The 18,711-nt window shown below is 59.5% G+C and carries 18 protein-coding genes; 7 read left to right on the forward strand and 11 right to left on the reverse strand.

Annotation, left to right across the window (positions count from 1 at the left end; genetic code table 11):
- Position 1: 1 nt before the first annotated feature.
- From AERO9A_RS02005 to AERO9A_RS02015, 3 genes are all read right to left on the reverse strand, one after another.
- Positions 2-298: a type II toxin-antitoxin system RelE/ParE family toxin gene (locus AERO9A_RS02005; RefSeq protein ID WP_159970245.1), complete on the reverse strand. Its 297-nt coding sequence runs from the start codon at positions 296-298 to the stop codon at positions 2-4.
- The gene (locus AERO9A_RS02010; protein ID WP_159970246.1) at positions 286-543 is read right to left on the reverse strand and encodes a type II toxin-antitoxin system Phd/YefM family antitoxin; all 258 of its coding nucleotides are present in this window, start codon (positions 541-543) and stop codon (positions 286-288) included. Before AERO9A_RS02010 ends, AERO9A_RS02005 begins: the two co-directional genes overlap by 13 nt.
- A gap of 68 nt (positions 544-611) precedes the next feature.
- On the reverse strand, positions 612-1,736 hold the full coding sequence (locus AERO9A_RS02015) for a class I SAM-dependent methyltransferase (RefSeq protein WP_159970247.1): 1,125 nt from the start codon (positions 1,734-1,736) through the stop codon (positions 612-614).
- Positions 1,737-1,805: 69 nt separating this feature from the next.
- On the opposite strand from AERO9A_RS02015, the gene AERO9A_RS02020 reads away from it, so the two are divergent.
- Positions 1,806-2,582: a ferredoxin--NADP reductase gene (locus AERO9A_RS02020; protein WP_159970248.1), complete on the forward strand. Its 777-nt coding sequence runs from the start codon at positions 1,806-1,808 to the stop codon at positions 2,580-2,582.
- On the opposite strand, the gene AERO9A_RS02025 is transcribed toward AERO9A_RS02020, so the two are convergent.
- Both AERO9A_RS02025 and mscL read right to left on the reverse strand, forming a co-directional pair.
- The gene (locus AERO9A_RS02025; RefSeq protein ID WP_159970249.1) at positions 2,583-3,608 is read right to left on the reverse strand and encodes a CNNM domain-containing protein; all 1,026 of its coding nucleotides are present in this window, start codon (positions 3,606-3,608) and stop codon (positions 2,583-2,585) included. It lies immediately after the preceding gene.
- 124 nt (positions 3,609-3,732) lie between these two features.
- Positions 3,733-4,146 carry a large-conductance mechanosensitive channel protein MscL gene (gene mscL, locus AERO9A_RS02030; protein WP_159970250.1) on the reverse strand — a complete coding sequence of 138 codons (414 nt, stop codon included), beginning with the start codon at positions 4,144-4,146 and terminating at the stop codon, positions 3,733-3,735.
- Positions 4,147-4,288: 142 nt separating this feature from the next.
- Between mscL and AERO9A_RS02035 the strand changes: the two genes are divergently transcribed.
- Both AERO9A_RS02035 and AERO9A_RS02040 read left to right on the forward strand, forming a co-directional pair.
- On the forward strand, positions 4,289-4,531 hold the full coding sequence (locus tag AERO9A_RS02035; protein ID WP_159970251.1) for a YdcH family protein: 243 nt from the start codon (positions 4,289-4,291) through the stop codon (positions 4,529-4,531).
- Positions 4,532-4,604: 73 nt separating this feature from the next.
- Positions 4,605-4,883, forward strand: coding sequence for a YdcH family protein (locus AERO9A_RS02040; protein WP_159970252.1), 279 nt, complete (start codon positions 4,605-4,607; stop codon positions 4,881-4,883).
- An 11-nt stretch (positions 4,884-4,894) separates the two neighbouring features.
- Here the strand turns inward: AERO9A_RS02040 and AERO9A_RS02045 are convergent, their stop codons facing one another.
- Positions 4,895-5,389, reverse strand: a complete 495-nt coding sequence (locus AERO9A_RS02045; RefSeq protein WP_159970253.1) for a GNAT family N-acetyltransferase — start codon at positions 5,387-5,389, stop codon at positions 4,895-4,897.
- A gap of 87 nt (positions 5,390-5,476) precedes the next feature.
- On the opposite strand from AERO9A_RS02045, the gene radA reads away from it, so the two are divergent.
- Positions 5,477-6,835, forward strand: coding sequence for a DNA repair protein RadA (gene radA / locus AERO9A_RS02050; RefSeq protein WP_159970254.1), 1,359 nt, complete (start codon positions 5,477-5,479; stop codon positions 6,833-6,835).
- A 179-nt stretch (positions 6,836-7,014) separates the two neighbouring features.
- Positions 7,015-7,164 (forward strand): hypothetical protein, encoded by a 150-nt coding sequence (locus AERO9A_RS02055; RefSeq protein ID WP_178111082.1) that lies wholly within the window; start codon positions 7,015-7,017, stop codon positions 7,162-7,164.
- A gap of 121 nt (positions 7,165-7,285) precedes the next feature.
- Here the strand turns inward: AERO9A_RS02055 and AERO9A_RS02060 are convergent, their stop codons facing one another.
- Entirely contained in the window at positions 7,286-7,660 is a 375-nt protein-coding gene (locus tag AERO9A_RS02060) for a PilZ domain-containing protein (protein ID WP_159970255.1), read from the reverse strand.
- 194 nt (positions 7,661-7,854) lie between these two features.
- Between AERO9A_RS02060 and AERO9A_RS02065 the strand changes: the two genes are divergently transcribed.
- Positions 7,855-8,361, forward strand: a complete 507-nt coding sequence (locus AERO9A_RS02065; RefSeq protein WP_159970256.1) for a DUF3015 domain-containing protein — start codon at positions 7,855-7,857, stop codon at positions 8,359-8,361.
- Positions 8,362-8,447: 86 nt separating this feature from the next.
- Here AERO9A_RS02065 and glyA read toward each other — a convergent pair whose 3' ends face one another.
- The 3 genes from glyA to AERO9A_RS02080 all read right to left on the reverse strand — a co-directional run bounded on the left by glyA (position 8,448) and on the right by AERO9A_RS02080 (position 15,152).
- Positions 8,448-9,701 carry a serine hydroxymethyltransferase gene (glyA, locus tag AERO9A_RS02070; protein ID WP_159970257.1) on the reverse strand — a complete coding sequence of 418 codons (1,254 nt, stop codon included), beginning with the start codon at positions 9,699-9,701 and terminating at the stop codon, positions 8,448-8,450.
- 136 nt (positions 9,702-9,837) lie between these two features.
- Complete coding sequence (locus tag AERO9A_RS02075; RefSeq protein ID WP_159970676.1) at positions 9,838-13,965, reverse strand: GGDEF and EAL domain-containing protein; 4,128 nt, start codon at positions 13,963-13,965, stop codon at positions 9,838-9,840.
- A gap of 755 nt (positions 13,966-14,720) precedes the next feature.
- A complete protein-coding gene (locus tag AERO9A_RS02080) occupies positions 14,721-15,152 on the reverse strand; it encodes a hypothetical protein (RefSeq protein ID WP_178111083.1) in 432 nt (143 codons plus the stop codon).
- Positions 15,153-15,238: 86 nt separating this feature from the next.
- Here AERO9A_RS02080 and AERO9A_RS02085 point away from each other — a divergent pair, with 86 nt between their 5' ends.
- Positions 15,239-15,517: a helix-turn-helix domain-containing protein gene (locus tag AERO9A_RS02085; RefSeq protein ID WP_159970258.1), complete on the forward strand. Its 279-nt coding sequence runs from the start codon at positions 15,239-15,241 to the stop codon at positions 15,515-15,517.
- A 509-nt stretch (positions 15,518-16,026) separates the two neighbouring features.
- Here AERO9A_RS02085 and AERO9A_RS02090 read toward each other — a convergent pair.
- The gene (locus AERO9A_RS02090; RefSeq protein ID WP_159970259.1) at positions 16,027-18,405 is read right to left on the reverse strand and encodes an NERD domain-containing protein/DEAD/DEAH box helicase; all 2,379 of its coding nucleotides are present in this window, start codon (positions 18,403-18,405) and stop codon (positions 16,027-16,029) included.
- Between the last annotated feature and the right edge of the window lie 306 nt (positions 18,406-18,711).

The following is an 18,711-nucleotide window of genomic DNA, read 5'->3' on the forward strand; positions in this document are numbered from 1 at the left end:
CTTATCCGAGCATGTGAGCGCGCAGCATGCGCTCCTCTCGCATGATGTGGATGATGAAGACCTTTTCATCGCTATGCCGATAGAAGATTCGGCAGGGAGGCACGACGACCTCACGATAGACGGAGCCGGGAAGCTCTTCTGGCACCCGACCTGAGAGGGGGAACTGCTCCAGTCGTGCAACGACTTCCAGCACTTTGCCGACCAGCGCTCTGGCGGCATCCGGTTTGTCGAGGGCGATGTACTCGGCGAGATCGTTGAGCTGCTCCAGCGCGGCGCTTGTCCAGACTATTTCAGCCACTTGGCCAGCCGCTCCTTGGCTTGCTCGTGGCTGAACGTGTTGCCCTCGACGATGGCCCGTTCGCCGCTTGCCAAAGCATCCAGAAGGGCGAGGCGCTTCTGCATGAACTGGTAGTCATCGACATCCACCAGATAAGCCGAGGGCATTCCATGCTCGGTGATCAGTACAGGTTCTTTGGACTCGTGAAGGTCGGCCAGAATCTTGGTGGCCTGTCGCTTTAAGTTCGTGACCAACTCGACTTTCATGAACGGTGCCCGCTGCGAAGATGCAAGTGCCACTTTAGTGATACTTTTCGGTCGTTTCAATCAACGGGTCACTTTCTCGCCTTGAGCACCACGAACTTCGGATTGGCCGCCACCTGCTCGACGCCACGGAACAGGCGCCCCAACTTGGCGTGATAACCCAGGTGGCGGTTACCGACAATCCACAGTTCGCCGCCGGTGACCAATGCTGCGCGTGCCTGCTGGAACATGCGCCAGGCGAGAAAGTCACCGACCACCTGCTGCTGATGGAACGGCGGGTTGCACAACACCAGATCCAGTGAGTCAGCGGCTTGCTCGGCCAGGCCATCACCCGCGCGGATCGTCACCGCGCGCTCGCCCAGCGCTGCGCGCCAGTTTTCCTGGGCCGACTGCACCGCCATGTACGACTCGTCCACCAGGGTTAGCTCCGCTTGCGGGCTGCCCAAGGCGTAGGCGATGCCGAGCACGCCGTTGCCGCAGCCCAGATCGGCGACGCGGCGCGTATCTAAGTGGCGTGGCAGATGTGGCAGGAAGGCGCGGGTGCCGATGTCCAGGCCGTCGCGACAGAACACGTTGGCGTGGTTGAGCAGTTCCAGCGCCGGCTTGTCCAGGCGATAGCGGCTCGGGTAGGGCGAGCGTGGGGCGGTTTTAGTCTCTGGCGTGGCACTGAGCAGGCGGGCCTTCTTCACTGCCAGCGAAGCCTGTACCGGGCCGATGTATTGCTCCAGCAGATCGCCGGCCGCGCGCGGCAGGTGCTTGATCATCGCCCCGGCAATCACGCGAGCGCCTGGCGCCAACTGGCCGTGCAGACGAATCAGTTGTTCCTCCAGCAGCGCCAGGGTCTTGGGCACGCGGATCAGCACCCAGTCGAACGGCCCTTGCGGCGTTACGCTGCTTGGCAGGAAGGTCAGCGCATCACCACTCAAGCCGTTGCTGGCGAGGTTCTTTTGCAGGGCGATAAAGCCCAGGTGCGAGTCGCCACAGCTGGTCACCTGGCAATGTCCGGCCAGCGAGCAGGCGAGGGCGCCGAAGCTGTCGTTGAGCAGCAGCACACGGCTGCCTGCTTCGATACCTTGCTCGTGCAGATGACCCAGCAGGTATTCGTCGGCGGCGTCGAAGGCTTGCAGAGGCTCGTTCGGTTGATGAGGCTGGCGCTGCAAGTCGAGGCTGGCAAAGGGGGTGTCGAGAGTAGGCATGCAAACCTTCGGTGTTTGTCGGCGGTCGATTGCGCCAGACTGGGCGTGTATTCAATGAAGGGGGCGATTATGACCGTCAGCGAAGACAAGTTCACCCGTCAGACCTTGCTCGACGTGCAGAGGCTGACACCGGGCCTGTTCACCCTGCGCGCTACGCGGGATGTGGGCTTTCGCTTTCGCGCGGGGCAGTTCGTGCGCCTGGGCGTGGAAACATCCGACGGCAGCCTGGTCTGGCGCGCCTATTCGCTGGTGTCTGCGCCGCATGACGAGTTCCTCGAGTTTTTCTCCATCGTGGTGCCGGGCGGTGAATTTACCAGTGAGCTGAGTCGTCTGCGCGTCGGTGACGGCCTGTTGGTGGAGAAGCAGGCCACTGGATTTCTGACTCTGGATCGCTTTGTCGATGGCCGCGATCTGTGGCTGCTGGGTAGCGGCACCGGCATCGCGCCGTTTTTGTCGATCCTGCAGGACTTCGAGGTGTGGCAGCGCTTCGAGCGCATCGTGCTGGTGTACAGCGCGCGTACTAGCGCCGAGCTGGCCTATCAGCCGCTGATCAGAAGCTTCGCCGAGCTGGAGCACCTGGCCGAGTTCGCCCACAAGCTCACCTACCTGCCGGTGGTTACCCGCGAACAGGCGCCGGGCTGCCTGGCTGCGCGGATCACCGACTTGCTCGACAGTGGCGAGCTGGAGCGTGCCGCCGGGCTGGAACTGACGCCCGAGCAGTCGCGGGTGATGATCTGCGGCAATCCGCAGATGATCGACGACATTCGTCAGCGTCTGAAAGCGCGCGGCCTCAATCTGAGCCTGACCCGTAGGCCGGGCCAGGTGGCGGTGGAAAACTACTGGTGATCAGTCCTCACGGATGGCCTTGATGCGGTGCTCCCAGCGGCGCTTGGCGAAGCGGCGCATATTGGGGATGTCGTCGGTCTCGTCGAGGATCGGCTTACCGATGATGGTTTCCATGATGTCTTCCAGGGTCACTAGACCGCGCCAACTGCCGAACTCGTCGTAGACCAGGCACATGTGCTGACGTTCCTGCATCAGCAGGGTCATCAGGTTCTCCACGTTCATGCTTTCCGGCACGACTTTCAGCGGCTTCATGATCTGGGTGATCGGCTCGCCATCGTTCTCGGCGGCCAGGGCGTCGTAGCGGAACACCACGCCCAGCGGCGACTCATCCTCGCCAATCACTGGGTAACGGGAGAACTGGCTCTCGCGGGCACGGGCCTTGAACGTGGCGATGGTCTCATCGGGCGCGGCGGACTCACAGACGATGCGCGGCGTCATGATGTCGCGCAGGCGGATCTCGTGCAGGTCGAGGATGTTGCTGATCACCCGCTGCTCGTCTTCATCGAGCTTGCCCACTTCACGGCCAAGCAGGGTCAGCGCCTTGATCTCCTGGCGAATGTCGTGTTCAGGCTCCTTGCCGCCGAACAGGCGCATGATCAGGTCGGACATCACGATGAACGGCTTGAGCAGCAGAATCATCCCCTGCAGCAGGCCCGGCAGGATGGGCGCCAGGGCGCGCCAGTAACGGGCTCCGATGGTTTTCGGCAGAATCTCCGAAAGCACCAGGATCAGCAGGGTCATGACCGCCGAGGCGATACCCAGATAACCGTCACCGAAGACGATGGTGACCTGTGCCCCGACGCCGGTGGCACCGACAGTATGCGCGACGGTGTTGAGGGTCAGGATGGCCGCCAGGGGCTGGTCGATCTTGTCTTTGAGGGCTTTCAGCCGTTCGTACAGCCGTGGTCTTTCGACCTTCTGCTGGGCGATATAGCTGGGCGTGAGGGAAAGCAGAGCGGCTTCGAGGATGGAACAGATGAACGAAACCAGTATGGAGAGGACAGCGAACGCTATCAGGAGTGTCATGTAAGGGTATAAGTAGCCACGGGCCGTCTAATGTAACGAAAGCCGCGCCGAAAATGTTGGCAAGCTGCAACAAATCGTGTCCTGCGCTGGCGCAGTGCGTTTGCACTTCGCCAGCGGCAGTGGGTCAACCTTTATCCTGCTGGGCCTTGAGCAAGTCGCGGATCTCGCTGAGCAGTTGCTGATCCTTGGTCGGCGCTGGCGGCGCGGCTGGGGCTTTCTCTTCCTCGCGCTTGAGTCGGTTCAGGCCTTTGATGCCCATGAAGATGGCGAAGGCGATGATGGTGAAATCCACCACGGTCTGGATGAACTTGCCATAGGCCAGCACCACGGCTGGCTTATCGCCTTCGGCGGCCTTGAGCACGACGGCCAGGTCGGAGAAGTCGACGCCGCCGATCAAAATGCCCAGCGGCGGCATCACTACGTCACCGACGAAGGACGAGACGATCTTGCCGAACGCCGCGCCAATGATGATCCCGACGGCCATGTCGACCACGTTGCCTTTGACCGCGAAGGCCTTGAACTCACTGATAATGCTCATGCTTGCTCCCTTGGGTGTCGCTCGATGGGTGTAGGCTTGATTCAGCCCCAGTCAGCGCGCAAAGACAATCCATTGTTGTAGCGACTCAACAAGCTGGCGGGCATCGACTAGGCTCAAGGGTATCTGTAATCGGAGGGTTATCATGCCGCTCGAACATCACCCGTTGTCCCGAGAATTTCCCCAGCAACTCGACGCCCTGCGCCGCTTGTTGCAGCGTGACGGCCATTTTGCTCGCCTCGCCGAGGAGTACGAGGCGCTGGACAAGCGGGTCTATGAGATCGAGGCCGGTCGCGCGGCGGTCGATGATCTGTTACTGCAGGGGCTCAAGTTGCAGCGTGTGGCGCTGAAGGACGAAATTGCCGAGCTTTTGCAGCAGGCGCGCTGAACTTGACCCGGATCAATAGCCGCCGTGATGGGCGTGGCTAGGCTGGCTCCATCTTTCATTCGGGAGCTGTGCCATGCATGTCGAACATCACCCTTTGGTTCATGATTTCCCCGAGCTTCGTCAGGCATTGCAGCGCCTGCGCCTGGAAGATGCGCAATTCGCCCAGCAAGCTGAGCAGTACGAAGCTTTGGATAAGCGCATCTGCCGCATCGAAGACGGTATCGAGATGCTCGACGATGTGACGCTACAAGGGCTGAAGCTGAGCCGTGTCGCGCTCAAGGATGATCTGGCGCGCCAGCTCAAGCGCGCCAGTGGTCAGTGCTGCGGCTGCGGCAAAGGCTGCAAGGGCTAAGCTGCCCGGTTTCAATGCACGGGCGGATTGAGCAGGTAGGTGAGCAATCCGTCCGTTTCTTCTGGCGTCCAGATCGGCCGCGCCGGTCTTGGCCACTCACTGAGCAGGTGCTGCCAAAACCCGTAGGCGGTTTCGTCCTGGCGGTAGAAGCGCAGTAGCCACGGGCTGCCATCACTCATGACCTGTTGCACCACCGCGCGGCCAATGCCGCTGCGGCGGTATTTTTTCAGGATGAACAGGTCGGCGAACTCCGGCGCATCGATCAGCTCCAGTTCGCTGCGTTCGATCAGCAGAAAACCGGCGATAAAGCCGTCTGCCAGAATCAACTGCGCGCTCCAGCCCGGCTCCTGCCAGTAACGCTGCAGATGGGGGTGGTGGATGTAGAACCGGCCATCCGCTTCCACATCTTCCTGCTCCCAGTCCGAGCTTTCGTAGGCATAGAACTGATAGAGATTGGCGATCAGGGGCAGTTGGTCGGGGCTGGTGGGTAGCAGTTCGATCTGCATGGCGTGTCCTGAACGGGTATGGGGCTGTGAATTTATCCAGTTGTTCGGTATCGTTCCAGCCTTCGTTAAGCGGTAGGATCGAGCCCAATGGCCAAGGCAAAACGCATGTACGGCTGCACCGAGTGCGGCGCCACCTTTCCCAAGTGGGCGGGCCAGTGTGGCGAGTGCGGCGCCTGGAATACCTTGGTTGAAACCGTGGTCGAGGGCGCCACGCCCAGCGGCCGTACCGGCTGGGCCGGCGACAAGGCCAATATCAAAACGCTGGCTGAGGTCAGTGTCGAGGAAATCCCGCGCTTTTCTACCGCTTCCAGCGAGCTGGATCGGGTGCTGGGCGGTGGCCTGGTCGACGGCTCGGTGGTGCTGATCGGCGGTGATCCAGGCATTGGCAAGTCGACCATTTTGCTGCAGACGCTGTGCAATGTCGCTCAGCGCTTGCCGGCGCTGTATGTCACCGGCGAAGAGTCGCAGCAACAGGTGGCCATGCGTGCGCGGCGCCTGGATCTGCCGCAGGACAAGCTCAAGGTGATGACCGAGACCTGCATCGAGTCGATCATCGCCACCGCGCGTCAGGAAAAGCCCAAGGTCATGGTGATCGACTCGATCCAGACCATCTTCACCGAGCAGTTGCAGTCGGCCCCTGGCGGCGTTGCCCAGGTGCGTGAGAGCGCAGCGCTTTTGGTGCGTTTCGCCAAGCAGAGCGGCACGGCGATCTTCCTCGTCGGGCATGTCACCAAAGAGGGGGCATTGGCTGGCCCGCGTGTGCTGGAGCACATGGTCGACACCGTGCTGTATTTCGAGGGAGAGTCTGACGGGCGCTTACGTCTTCTGCGCGCGGTGAAAAATCGCTTCGGCGCGGTCAACGAGTTGGGCGTTTTCGCCATGACTGACAAGGGCCTCAAGGAAGTTTCCAACCCCTCGGCTATCTTCCTCACCCGCGCTCAGGAGGCGGTGCCTGGCAGTGTGGTGATGGCCACCTGGGAAGGCTCGCGACCGATGTTGGTGGAGGTGCAGGCACTGGTCGACACCAGCCATCTGGGCAATCCACGACGCGTCACCCTTGGCCTGGATCAGAACCGCTTGGCCATGCTTCTGGCGGTACTGCACCGCCATGGCGGCATCCCGACCTACGATCAGGACGTGTTTCTCAACGTGGTTGGCGGCGTCAAGGTGCTGGAGACAGCGTCCGACCTGGCGTTGATGGCGGCGGTGATCTCCAGTCTGCGCAATCGCCCGCTGCAACATGACTTGCTGGTGTTCGGCGAGATTGGCCTGTCTGGCGAGATCCGCCCGGTGCCGAGCGGCCAGGAGCGCCTCAAGGAGGCCGCCAAGCACGGCTTCAAGCGCGCCATCGTGCCTAAGGGCAACGCGCCCAAGGAGGCGCCGGCGGGATTACAGATCGTCGCGGTGACGCGTCTTGAGCAGGCACTGGATGCGTTGTTCGAGTAATAGCAGTCGCAGCTAAATTCCATTCCCAAGGTGTTTGGAGTCTGTTGTGAGGCTTTAGCGGCGATCCCGGCATGCGGCGTTCTGCCGCGATCAGGCACTGGTGGAAATTGACCAGGATCAATAGGTAGCAGCCTATCGGCGCGCAGCATGAAGGTGTATCCAAACAAGGAGACACCATCATGTTCCTGTTCTTCGATTTCTTCTCTCGTGCTTTTAACTTCGACGCTAAATCGGTCAATTCGCGTGATGCAAGCCTGCGTGAGCGGCAACGGGTCTTGCGTCGACGTCAGCGTCGGCAGATGGCGGAAGAGGCGTGCGCCCCGCACTGAGCATGTCTGCGTGTGACTTCGAGTCTGAGCGTACTGCTGTGAGCAGACGTGCAGCTTGAGTCGATGAAACCTCGGAAGGGCCGCGCTGGTGAGCCCTTCCTAACTGTTTTGGCGTCGCGTTTTACAGTCGGCCTTTGCCCAAGGCCGCCAGTTCCCGTTCCAGCAACTCTTCATCGCCGAGGTTAAGCTCGACCAGGCGGCGCAAGTGGCTGATCGAGTCCAGATCGATATGTTGGCAAACAAAGCCCAGGTAGCCGTCCTGGGTGCGTGCCAGCACTGCCTCCATTCGCACCTGAGCTTCGTCACCTAATTGAACCAGCGCCTCGAACGGTTGCTCGGGGTTGCCGTCCCAGTCTGTCGGTGTCTCGATCAGCAGGCCTTTTAGCGAAAGATCCTGCAGGGCTGCCTTCCAGCGCCGCTCGCCCTGAGCGATGACGGTGGGGGCGTCGAAGGCAATACGCTGAAAGCGCCGACGCTCATTGGCGGTATCGGTCATGGTGCAGGCTCCTGAGTGGTTTTACACACTATAGCCAACAGCGTGTGGTTGCGTGCTGGGCCCGATCCACTGCTTGATCAAGTGCGCGCGCTTTGCGTCGATAGGCTGTTGGTCGGCTGCAGTTTGACAGCTAATCGAGTCTCGCCAAAGCTGCATGGGCGGTTTTCATTACTCGATAATGCGGAGTGCCAAACATGAGCAAGCGAATGCTGAGCAAAGGGTTGGTTTTCGGGGTTTTGAGCATGGTCAGCGTAGGGGCTTTTGCCGATGCGGCCGGGGGCAATGGTTGTGGCTGGGGCAATATGTTGTTCGAGGGGCAGCGCGGGATAGCGCCGCACTTCCTTGCAAGCACGACGAACGGTACCTCGGGTAACGCCACCTTCGGTATGACTTCCGGCACCAACGGTTGCGATACCAGTGGCGCGCTGGGTTACAACGGTCGTTCGCTGCTGGCCATGAACGGCATGCTCGACTCCATTGCCGAGGACATGGCGGTCGGTCAGGGTGAAGCACTGGATGCCTACGCCACTTTGCTGGGTGTCGAGGCCAAGGATCGTGAGCATTTCGCCAAGGTCACCCACGACAACTTCGGCACTATCTTCAGCCAGGCTGACGCCACCAGTGAGCAGGTGCTGGCCGCTACCCTCGATGTGATGAGCCGCGATGCGCAACTGGCGCGTTACGTGAAACAGCCTGCCTGATACGGCGTCGGCGCATCAGGCGCCAGGCGAATACCAGGCAAAAAGAAGCCCGCCAAGTTGGCGGGCCTCTTCATTTCGGCGAGAGCTTAGTTACCGTAAACCGGGAACTTGGCGCACAGGGCCTTGACCTGCTCGCGCACGCGGCTCTCGACGTCATCGTTACCGATGTTGGCCAGCACTTCGCAGATCCAGCCTGCCAGTTGACGGCACTCGTCTTCCTTGAAGCCGCGAGTGGTCACCGCAGGGGTGCCGATACGCAGGCCGGAGGTGACGAACGGCGAACGCGGGTCGTTCGGCACGCTGTTCTTGTTGACGGTGATGAAGGCGCGGCCCAGGGCAGCGTCGGCATCCTTACCGGTGATGTCCTGCTTGATCAGCGAGAGCAGGAACAGGTGGTTTTCGGTGCCGCCGGAGACGACGTCGTAGCCATTCTCGATGAACACTTGAGCCATGCTTTGGGCGTTCTTGATCACCTGGGCCTGATAGGCCTTGAACTCCGGCTGCAGGGCTTCCTTGAAGCACACGGCCTTGGCGGCGATGACGTGCTCCAGCGGGCCACCTTGACCACCTGGGAACACGGCGGAGTTGAATTTCTTCTCCAGCTCTTCGTTCTTGCGTGCCAGGATCAGGCCGCCGCGCGGGCCGCGCAGGGTCTTGTGGGTGGTGGTGGTGACTACGTCAGCGAACGGCACCGGGTTCGGGTACAGGCCGGCAGCAACCAAGCCTGCCACGTGGGCCATGTCGACGAACAGGTAAGCACCAACCTTGTCGGCGATGGCGCGGAAACGCGGGAAATCCAGCACCTGCGAGTAGGCGCTGAAGCCAGCGATGATCATTTTCGGCTTGTGCTCCACGGCCAGGCGCTCGACTTCGTCGTAGTCGATCAGGCCCTGGTCGTTGATGCCGTACTGCACGGCGTTGTAGATCTTGCCGGAGAAGCTGACGCTGGCGCCGTGGGTCAGGTGGCCGCCGTGGGCCAGGCTCATGCCCAGTACGGTATCGCCAGCGTTGAGCAGGGCCATGTAGACCGCGCTGTTGGCTTGGCTGCCGGAGTGCGGCTGGACGTTGGCGTAGTCGGCGGCGAACAGCTCCTTGGCGCGGTCGATGGCAAGCTGCTCGACCACGTCGACGTATTCGCAGCCACCGTAGTAGCGTTTGCCCGGATAACCTTCGGCGTATTTGTTGGTCAGCACACTACCTTGTGCTTCCATCACCGCTGGGCTGGTGTAGTTTTCCGAGGCGATCAGCTCGATGTGCTCTTCCTGGCGCAGAGCTTCCTGCTCCATCGCGGCAAAGAGTTCGGCGTCATAACGAGCGAGGGTCAAATCACGGCTGAACATGGCGGTCCCCTGAAATCAGCTTGGCGGGTGAGAGAGGGGGCGCATTCTACCGCAAAGGTCGCTTTCAGGCACATGAAGGTCGGTCATGGGGCAGACAAGCGGCCTTCATTAACTGCATTGAGGCGAGGTGAGCGCCTCAGTCGAGCATGAACAGTGCCGTGCCGCTGAACTGGGCGCTGAACTGTTGGGCTTGCATCGGTTTGCCGAATAAGTAGCCCTGCACTTCGTCGCAGCCGTGTTCGCGCAGGAACTCTAGCTGTGCCTGGGTCTCCACGCCCTCGGCAATCACCATCATGTTCAGGCTGTGCGCCATGGCGATGATGGCGCGGGCGATCTGAGCGTCCTGTTCGCCGTCCGGCAGGCCGTCGACGAAGCTACGGTCGATTTTCAGTACGTCGATGGGGAACTGCTTGAGGTAGTTCAGCGAAGAGTAGCCCGTGCCGAAGTCGTCCACCGCAATGCACAGGCCGAGGCGCTTGAGGTCGTGGAGCATTTGCATGGCGCTGGTGACATCCTGCATCAGGATACTTTCGGTCAGTTCCACCTCCAGGCAGGCCGGTGGAATGCCGGTGCGCTGGATGATGGCAGCGATGCGGCTCTCCAGATCACCCTCGGCGAATTGGCGTGCCGACAGGTTGACCGACACCTTGGGGATGCGGATTTTTTCTTCGTGCCAGATTTTGAGCTGACGGCAGGCTTCTTCCAGTACCCATTCACCGACCTGTACCACCAGGCCGAGCTCTTCCAGTACGGGGATGAAGTCGTCTGGTGGTACCAGCCCGCGCGTTGGGTGGTTCCAGCGCAGCAAGGCTTCTACGCCGGTCAGGCGCTTGCCATCGCCAGAGAACTGCGGTTGGTAATGCAGGACGAACTGGCCTTGTTCCTGAGCGTGGCGCAGGTCGCTCTCCAGTTCCAGGCGCTCCAGGGCGCTGGCGTTCATTTCCGCCTGGTAGAACTGGAAGTTGTTCTTGCCGCGCTCTTTGGCGTGGTACATCGCCGTGTCGGCGTTCTTCATCAACTGACTCAGTTCGTTGCCATCTTGCGGCGCGAGGGCGATACCGATGCTGGCGGTGACGAAGAACTCGCGGCCTTCGAGCACGAACGGGCGGGCGAGGCTGGCGAGGATCTGTTCGGCGACATGAATGGCGCGATTGAGTGCCGCTTCGCGGCTGGGGCGAGGCTGCAGAAGCAGGGTGAACTCGTCACCGCCCATGCGTGCCACGGTGTCGTCGCCATCGACGCAGGCCGACAGGCGCACGGCCACATCCTTGAGCATGCGGTCGCCGGCGGCGTGGCCGAGCGAATCGTTGATCGGCTTGAAGCGGTCGAGGTCGAGGAACATCAGTACCACCCATTCGTCATGCCGCTCGGCATGCTGCAGGGCGCTGTGCAGGCGATCTTGGAACAGGGTGCGGTTGGGCAGGTGGGTGAGGGCGTCGTAGTAGGCCAGGCGATGGATACGCTGCTCGCTGGCCTTGCGCTCGCTGATGTCGCTGAAGAAGCACACGTAGCTGACCAGATCGCCTTCCTCGTCATGCACCGCAGTGATGCCGACCCAGGCCGGGAAGTTTTCGCCGTCGCGGCGTTTTAGCCATACTTCGCCTTCCCAGGCGCCGCGCTGGCTGAGTTGGCCGAGGATGTACTGCACATGGGGGGCCTGTTGCCGGTCGGCGGTGAGCATGCCGGGCAACTGGTCGAGTACCTGGCCGGCGGAATAGCCACTGATACGACTGAAAGCCTTGTTGACCTGGACGATATAGCCGGCCGGGTCGGTGACCAGAATCGCTGCGCTGGAGTGCTCGAATACGGTGGCAGCCATGCGCAGGTCTTTCTCGGCGCGGCGCTGCTGGCTGATGTCGCGGCCAACGCCAAGAATGCCTTCGAAGCGGCCGTTCTCGTCCCACATCAGTACCAGGCGCAACTCCACGGGGATCTTGTGGCCGTCGGCGCGCAGGCAGTCGAAGACGAACAGTTGATCAGGCAGTTCCTCGCGCAGGCGGTCGAGGCGGGAGCGTTCGTCCAGGGCGTCTTGAATACGCTCCAGTAGCAGGTTGAGGCCATTGAGTTGCTGTGGATTGGCGGCCAGGCTTTGCAGGCCATGGCGCATCATCCAGTCGACGCTGTAACCCAGCACCGGTTGCACCGAGGGGCTGATGTAGTTGAGCTTGAGCGTGCTGTCGGTGGAGAAGATCACGTCACTGATGCTTTCAGCCAGCAGGCGATAGCGCTGCTCACTGTCGCGCAGCGACTGGTTCTGCTCGATCTGCTCGGTGATGTCCTTGGCTACACCGATCAGGCGGCTGACCTTGCCCTGTGTGTCACGTGCCAGGGCCTGCTCACGGATACTGAACCAGCGCCATTGGCCATTGCGATGGCGCCAGCGCAGCACCGATTCGAGCAGCATGCCGTCACCGACCACTTTCTGCAGATTACGGATCCGCTCGTAATAGTCGCTATCGTCGGGGTGCAGCGTTCGTGTCCAGAACTCATCGCCCATGGCTTTGAGTTCGTCGGGGCTGTAGCCCAGTTTGAGGCCCAGGCTGTGGTTACTGAACAGTGCGCGCTTGTTCTGCATGTCGTGCACATAGAGCAAATCAGGCACCGAGCGCACCACTTCCGACCAGAAGCGTTCGCGCTCGATCAGTGACAGTTCGATGCGCTTGCGGCTAGTGATGTCGCTGATACTCAGCGTCACAGCCTGGTAGTCCTGAAGCAGCTCAGGCAGGCGCAGCACCAGCCAGACATGACGTTTGAGCCCCTGGCGGGTCACCAATTGGGTTTCCAGTTCAACCAGATTGGGGCCTTCGACAACGGCGACGGTGAGCTTGAAACTCAGGTCTTCAGAGGCAATGGCGCTGCTGTTGAACAGTTGCTCCCAGGCTTGAACGGTGCTGCTGGCACCTAGCAGGTTGAGTGCAACCTGGTTGGCTTCGGTGATGTGTAGCTGTTGCAGCAATTGGGCGTGGTGTTGCGGATCGGCCTGCAGCCAACGCTGTAGACCAACAGCATCACGGACGCGCTGTTGTTGCAGGAAGGTGTGTAGTCCCGATAGATCGAGCACGCACAGTGCCACGCCAGTGCCGTCGAAAATGTCCTGATAACGTCGGCGGGTTTCTTGCAGCACGCGCATGGCTTGTTGTTCGTCGGTCACATCGCGCAGTACCCAGACATAGCCGCTATGGTGGGCACCTTCACTGATGTCGCTGCGGGTGACGGCGAGCAGGCGGGGGCGATCCTGGCTCTCCAGGCGCACCAGCACTGGCTCAAGATCAGGGCTCTGCTGCGGGGCGTTGAATAGCTGTGGGTCAAGGTCTGGGAGTAACTCGATCAGGTGGCGATCCCAGGCGCTCTGGCTGTCTAGGCCGAACATTTTCTCGGCTTGTGGATTGAGGTAACGCAGCACGCCATTGGCTTGAGTCACCAGAATGCATTCTTCCACGGCGCCCAAGGCGCTGGCGGCTTGGCGTAGTGAGCGCCGAGACTCGGCATTCAGGCGTTGTAGGCTGCGGCGCTCGCGTTGTATGCCGTGCAGTGCAAGCAATGTCAGCAGGCTGAGCAAACCCAGCAGGATGAACTTGCCGGTCAGGACCGGCATTAGCTGGCTACTGGCGCGCGCACTGTCGAACAGTGCGCGCAGTTGCCAGTCGCTGCCGTCGAGCGCGAACAGACGCAGTGTGCTGGCATGTTCTTCCGGGGTCACTTGCGCTTTGATTGGCGTTTGCGTCGATTGCGCATCGAAGCGTGCGATCACTCGGCGGCTGGTGATTTCCTCAAGCAGCCACTGGTATTCATTCTGCTGGTGCTCATGCAGCCAGTTGCGCACGGAGTTGGCGCTCATCCTCAGTACAGCCAGTCCGCCGTCGGATTGCTGCAGTGCCAGGTAAAGCTGACTATCGCCGCGTGGGCTCAGTGTGTAGCGGTAGGGCGTTTGGCCATTGCGTAGTTGCAAACTGCGGATGAAGGGGAGATCGCCACTGCCTGCATTGCTGTCGGTTAGCAGTTGGCCTTCGCCATCGAGGCGAATTACGTCATCGAGACTGGGGAATATGCTGTGCAAGGCGCCGAGCTGCTCTGCTTGAGTCGCCAGGCTTAGCGGCTCGTTTGCCCGCCCTTGCAATACCGCCTGCGCTGCTTGGGCCTTGAGGCGCATGCTCAGGCTCAGGTGGCGCGCGAGTTGGTCTGTGTAGGTCTGGCTCAGGCGCCGCTGGTTGTCCAGTAACTGGTGATGTTCCTGCATCAACTGCCAGGCGAGCAGGCCGAGCATGGCCAGCACCAGTACAGTCAGCGCACGTCTTAACGACTCGCGGCGCCTCGGTTGCTGTTCGCCGGGCGTAGGTGAGGGCAATGTGGAGGGCGTCGGCACGTAGAGTGAACCTGCTACTTACAACTAACTGAGCGGTACAGAGCGGGCGTGCAGGCACGCCAGCCGAGTAGGATGCCTTTAAATGTGGCTAAGTGCCAGTGAAGTCGACGAGTGACGGTTTGCCCTGCTTGCTGCATTCCGGTAGCTTTGCGCCGCATGCGCGACGATCTGACGTTGCCTCCCCGGCACGAGGCTGGGCTGGTACTTGTCAGCGTAGCGGCTAAGGTATCTGCACACCCTGTTGTGCGCCTATCGTTTTCTCTTATTCATTGATCAAGTCAGGTTCTCATGGCTCAGTACGCCTATCTGCCCTATTAGCTTTTAGTCACGTTTTACGACCTGCAGTCGAGCCCTCACCGGCACTGGTTTTCCAGCCAGCCCAGCTATATTTTTCTTCTGAACTCTGTGTCATTGCAGAGCTTTTAGTTAGCTTTTGCTGATTTTGGGTCAAATCTAGGCTTCAAAACTTAACTTTTTCGAAGTGTTCCTAATGGTCAGGCTGACCACTACAGTTCCTCCTTCGCTAGCCGAGATAAGGCCTGATTTACCGCCCTGCGACTACCCGGATGAAGAAGGTCTCGAGCCGACAACAGACTGCCTTCAGGTAGGCACTGAATTAGCCTGAGGATTTCCTCATTGAGACTGCTCATCGCACGTTAGGCGATGGTGGAACGGTAGATTTGAGCGCGCTCCACATCGGACGAGCTGATGTGATCTCTATCCGAGTAGATAACCCCTGACGCAGTCCTGAGATCATAGCCCAGTACCTTTTCATCGGTATCGGAGATACGAACCAGCTCGGCGAGCGGCTCCATCTGCCATGCACCAGTTCCATTCAGGCGTGCAGGAGTGATGACCTGCACGTCCTCTACTTTGGCGTTGGCGGCAACACCTTCCAGCATTTGTTCTAGCTCCGCCTCGGACGCAACAAGGTACATCGTTCTCCAGTTCGCTCTACCCTTGCCTATGTTCAGGGTCACGCAAAACCAGGGACGATGCTGCTCAAGCTCAACAAAGCGCCACAGTTGGTAAGGTTCACCAAATACTGGCGCGAGCGGGATTTCGGCATGCCGATGGGTGGTGAACATCGATGGCTCTCGATATTTAAGCTATATACAGCATAGCTCATTCGGCCTCGAAAAGGCTTCATCGTTCCTTTTGCGAGGCAGCAAAAGTGGAATTGAATGAAGCGCTTGGGCTGGTGATTAAGGAGCTTCGGCAACAGAGGGAATTGCCTCAGGAAGGACTGGGCCCCAGCCAGAGCTACATCAGTGCGATTGAGCGCGGTAAGTGGAAGCCTTCGCTGGAGAAGATCGAGCAAGTCGCAGCAGTTCTTTCGGTTCATCCCGCCTCCTTGCTCATCCTGGCCTATCTAAAACAGGCACCGGAGGGAGAGGTGGATCAGATTCTCAGCGGTATCCAAGCTGAGGTTGCGGATCTGCGGTCTACCTGAAGGCGGCTCGGCGTGGCGGCATCGTCTTCGCAGCGAAGCCTTGATCGGTGTTATTCTTAGTCCCTGCCCAAGAGCTTCCTCTCCCGGGTATGTATACCGGTGATGAAACTTGGTTTGAGGTGGTCTCTTTGAGACTGCCTTTGTCATTTTGGGGACAGCATTTCAGCGCTGAGCCAGCGGCCAGTCCCCTCAGGTCGCTGCTATGTTGAAAGAGCGCTGACGCGTAAATGGAGTCTCGGATCCGCTCTCCCCGGGAGCTCTGATTCGCGATGTTTGACAAATGTCTTGTCCTCAAGCCGCCCCCAGATCGCGGAAATTATCTGCAATTATCTCGATATAGATAATTGGTCGTTTTCTAGTCAGACCTCCTACCCTCAGCCGCTGCGGCGGCATTGGCTGATCGCGTGTAGCCCATAGGCACAGCATCAAGCGCCTCGGGGCCAACCTATGAGGAATACCTGGATTCCGAGTGCTTGGATATGATGGCCAAGGAACCGCACTATACGAGGCTATGGAAGATCAGTTAGCCGGTATTTCCCGGTGTCGATCTTCACTATGAACTTCTGCGCGCAGAGACTACTGATCGTGCGCCCCGCAAGACTCTCGACTGAACCAACTAAATCGCTGACTACCAACACTTCGCGCAACCATCGCACCACTTGGGATTTAGTGGCAACACTCGCCTCGCAGCGCATCCGAAACTCGACGATCGTCGTGGCAAGTGTTAGGAAATCAACCTCGGTAATGCCTCTCACAGGGTCAAGAGCGCGCGGGAAATTGTAATCCCCGACTAGTGCTGCGACCTTAACGATAGATTGTCCCCGGGTCGTTGAGCGCACGGAGCCCAAATCAGCCGCATGCAGGACAATCTCTGAGACCTTGGCCGCGTCCAATGGTGTGGCCAGGCACGTCAGACATGCGCCGAGCATTTCATGCGGTGTCGTGTTATTGCATTTGGCGCAGTTTTGGAGAACTCCGTCGGTCACCTCATTACGCGCGTGGTCGATACCGGAGATGGGTAGCCCCGTCGATAATGAGAGCCACCAGCCCCAAAGCTGAGCTCCGCGGCTGTTCCATCTGGTGCCGCCTTCATAGATCCATCGTCTCCATCGGCTTGCGTAGACGAACCCTTCACCGAAGATCTTATGCCTTCCAATTAAGCCTGCGTACTTCTGGACCCTGTTGTCGATGAATCGTGGTGCTGGATTACGGGAGTCCTTTTCGAGGACCACTGAGCGGTTCATCATCTTCAATCCATTGCGCAGGAAATCTGACTTCACGCTCCGCAGTCCCACGAGCATGTCGATAGGCACGATGATGTAGACACACGTGGTGGCACGCCCGAGAGCGCACGCCAATGTGGTGTCGTCCATTTCAAAACCCGCGACAACGATTACAACGGGCTTCTCCATACCTCGATACGCTGAGATCGTGGAGCGTGAAATATCGCTCCCCGCCAGCGTCAAGGGGAACTGACTGAGCACTATCATGTCCTGCCTCATGACACCGGCCCTCTCGAGCTCCGCTGTCATGGTTTGGATACTCCTAGAGACATCCCTGCTAATGCTCCTAGACAGGTCCTGCTTGGAGGTCGGCCGAGGGATGTGCACCTCATGTTGTGGCGGCCGCATCTCCATCATGGTCTGAGTGATGCCGCCGGGATTCCTGTATACCGTCGTCAGGTAGAAGAATCGCTCACCGTAGGTATCCTCTAGGAATCGATAGGAACAGCCCTTCTCGATACCGGGCAAAACCTGAAGCTCATCAGCAAATACGAACTTGCGTGCATTGGCGAAATGGTCACGCAATGCCAAGTGATCGTCCTCGTTGAGCGCCTGGGCCTCATCGACGATCAGCACCGAATGTTGGTGATCCACCGTCCCATGCAGAGCCAAGTGATGCTTGTCATAGTTGGGCTCAACAACACGTTTTTCTCTATTCCGTATGCCCAAGGACTCGCAGTACGAATGAAAGGTCTGAACCGTGACCGTCCGACCAAAACGACTCAACTGGCCAGCGACTTTCTGCGTAATCTGGCGGTTCTTCAGCAGGAAAAGCACCGTGAGACCCTGAAGCGCAAATTGCTCAGCCAAGGAGCGCGCAATGAGCGTCTTACCGCTGCCTGAGAAGCCCGCAATGAGCCTGTGATTAGTATCGAGGCACAAGGTCACCTGATGCGCCTGCTTATCGTCTAATCGAAGCCACAGCTCTCCGTCCGCGAGGATCTTGTGACCGAGATGCCCGTCCCGCACCTCCAGCGGCCAGACCGCATCGAGGAAATGCTCGACTTCACGGCCAAAATTGTCCTGGCCGCCATAATTGAGTGCAGCTTTCCAGTGCGCCATAAGTTGCACGATGCGCGCCGGCATGTCCCTACGGTGCTTCTGCAGGATCAGAATGCCATCGGGGATCGGCCGGTCGAGCGGTGCGTAAGCGCTAGCTATTTGTGAGCTATCAAGATCGAAGTCTGGAAAGTGCACTGCGTACCCGACTGGGCACTTCAACTGCCACGAAAGCAGCATCTCGGTGAGGACGAAAGTATTGTCCTTGACCTGATTCAGTGGATCGATTTCGTACCCATCACGCTCGTGAATGAATCGAAAGCCAGAAGGCTTGTACAGCCCCGACTTCGTCTCGATGCAAAGCATGCCCAGCTCCGCATGCAAAATCACGAAATCCACTTCGCCGGATAGGTGCTTCCTACTCAAGGAGACGCGTAGGTACTCCTGCAGCTCTTGCGAGTACACCCGCTTGCTCCTGCCTCGCAACCAAGGCAGCGAATGGATGACGGTGAAGCTATCGTCAAGCGCCGTTAGCTCCTGAAAGAGGGTGTATTCGCCTTTGCTGCGGAATTCCGCTTGGTCGAATGCTGGAAAGAACCTAGCCATGGACGGAAGAAAAGTTCGTCAGATTAAAGAATTCAGGGTGCTGCAGATTTATGGGTAGAGTAAGCCTCAGGCAGCTCGGGGCCGAGCTGCGGCGGGCTGGTTACAGCTTGAGCCGGCTGGATTTGGTGATCATGACGTTAGGCCGATACTGCTACGGCCTAGCGATATAAGCGCCAAGTCGTCATACAAAAAAGCCCGCCATAGGCGGGCTTTCAGATGTCTCCCAGGGGAAGCTAGAAGCCAACGAGTTCTCGGAGCAAGCAGGCTGAGAATACACCGTTCGCTGCAACTGCGAATATTAGTCTA

Source organism: Pseudomonas sp. 8Z, assembly GCF_902506535.1.
Classification (GTDB): Bacteria; Pseudomonadota; Gammaproteobacteria; order Pseudomonadales; family Pseudomonadaceae; genus Aquipseudomonas.

What these genes read in the sequence shown, in the direction of transcription:
- AERO9A_RS02065 (WP_159970256.1), top strand. Translation starts at nt 7,855, where the DNA reads ATGAGCAAGCGAATGCTGAGCAAAGGGTTGGTTTTCGGGGTTTTGAGC.
- AERO9A_RS02015 (WP_159970247.1), bottom strand. Translation starts at nt 1,736, where the DNA reads ATGCCTACTCTCGACACCCCCTTTGCCAGCCTCGACTTGCAGCGCCAG.
- AERO9A_RS02025 (WP_159970249.1), bottom strand. Translation starts at nt 3,608, where the DNA reads ATGACACTCCTGATAGCGTTCGCTGTCCTCTCCATACTGGTTTCGTTC.
- AERO9A_RS02055 (WP_178111082.1), top strand. Translation starts at nt 7,015, where the DNA reads ATGTTCCTGTTCTTCGATTTCTTCTCTCGTGCTTTTAACTTCGACGCT.
- AERO9A_RS02040 (WP_159970252.1), top strand. Translation starts at nt 4,605, where the DNA reads ATGCATGTCGAACATCACCCTTTGGTTCATGATTTCCCCGAGCTTCGT.
- radA (WP_159970254.1), top strand. Translation starts at nt 5,477, where the DNA reads ATGGCCAAGGCAAAACGCATGTACGGCTGCACCGAGTGCGGCGCCACC.
- mscL (WP_159970250.1), bottom strand. Translation starts at nt 4,146, where the DNA reads ATGAGCATTATCAGTGAGTTCAAGGCCTTCGCGGTCAAAGGCAACGTG.
- AERO9A_RS02020 (WP_159970248.1), top strand. Translation starts at nt 1,806, where the DNA reads ATGACCGTCAGCGAAGACAAGTTCACCCGTCAGACCTTGCTCGACGTG.
- AERO9A_RS02035 (WP_159970251.1), top strand. Translation starts at nt 4,289, where the DNA reads ATGCCGCTCGAACATCACCCGTTGTCCCGAGAATTTCCCCAGCAACTC.
- AERO9A_RS02090 (WP_159970259.1), bottom strand. Translation starts at nt 18,405, where the DNA reads ATGGCTAGGTTCTTTCCAGCATTCGACCAAGCGGAATTCCGCAGCAAA.
- glyA (WP_159970257.1), bottom strand. Translation starts at nt 9,701, where the DNA reads ATGTTCAGCCGTGATTTGACCCTCGCTCGTTATGACGCCGAACTCTTT.
- AERO9A_RS02060 (WP_159970255.1), bottom strand. Translation starts at nt 7,660, where the DNA reads ATGACCGATACCGCCAATGAGCGTCGGCGCTTTCAGCGTATTGCCTTC.
- AERO9A_RS02045 (WP_159970253.1), bottom strand. Translation starts at nt 5,389, where the DNA reads ATGCAGATCGAACTGCTACCCACCAGCCCCGACCAACTGCCCCTGATC.
- AERO9A_RS02075 (WP_159970676.1), bottom strand. Translation starts at nt 13,965, where the DNA reads ATGCTCGGCCTGCTCGCCTGGCAGTTGATGCAGGAACATCACCAGTTA.
- AERO9A_RS02010 (WP_159970246.1), bottom strand. Translation starts at nt 543, where the DNA reads ATGAAAGTCGAGTTGGTCACGAACTTAAAGCGACAGGCCACCAAGATT.
- AERO9A_RS02080 (WP_178111083.1), bottom strand. Translation starts at nt 15,152, where the DNA reads ATGTTCACCACCCATCGGCATGCCGAAATCCCGCTCGCGCCAGTATTT.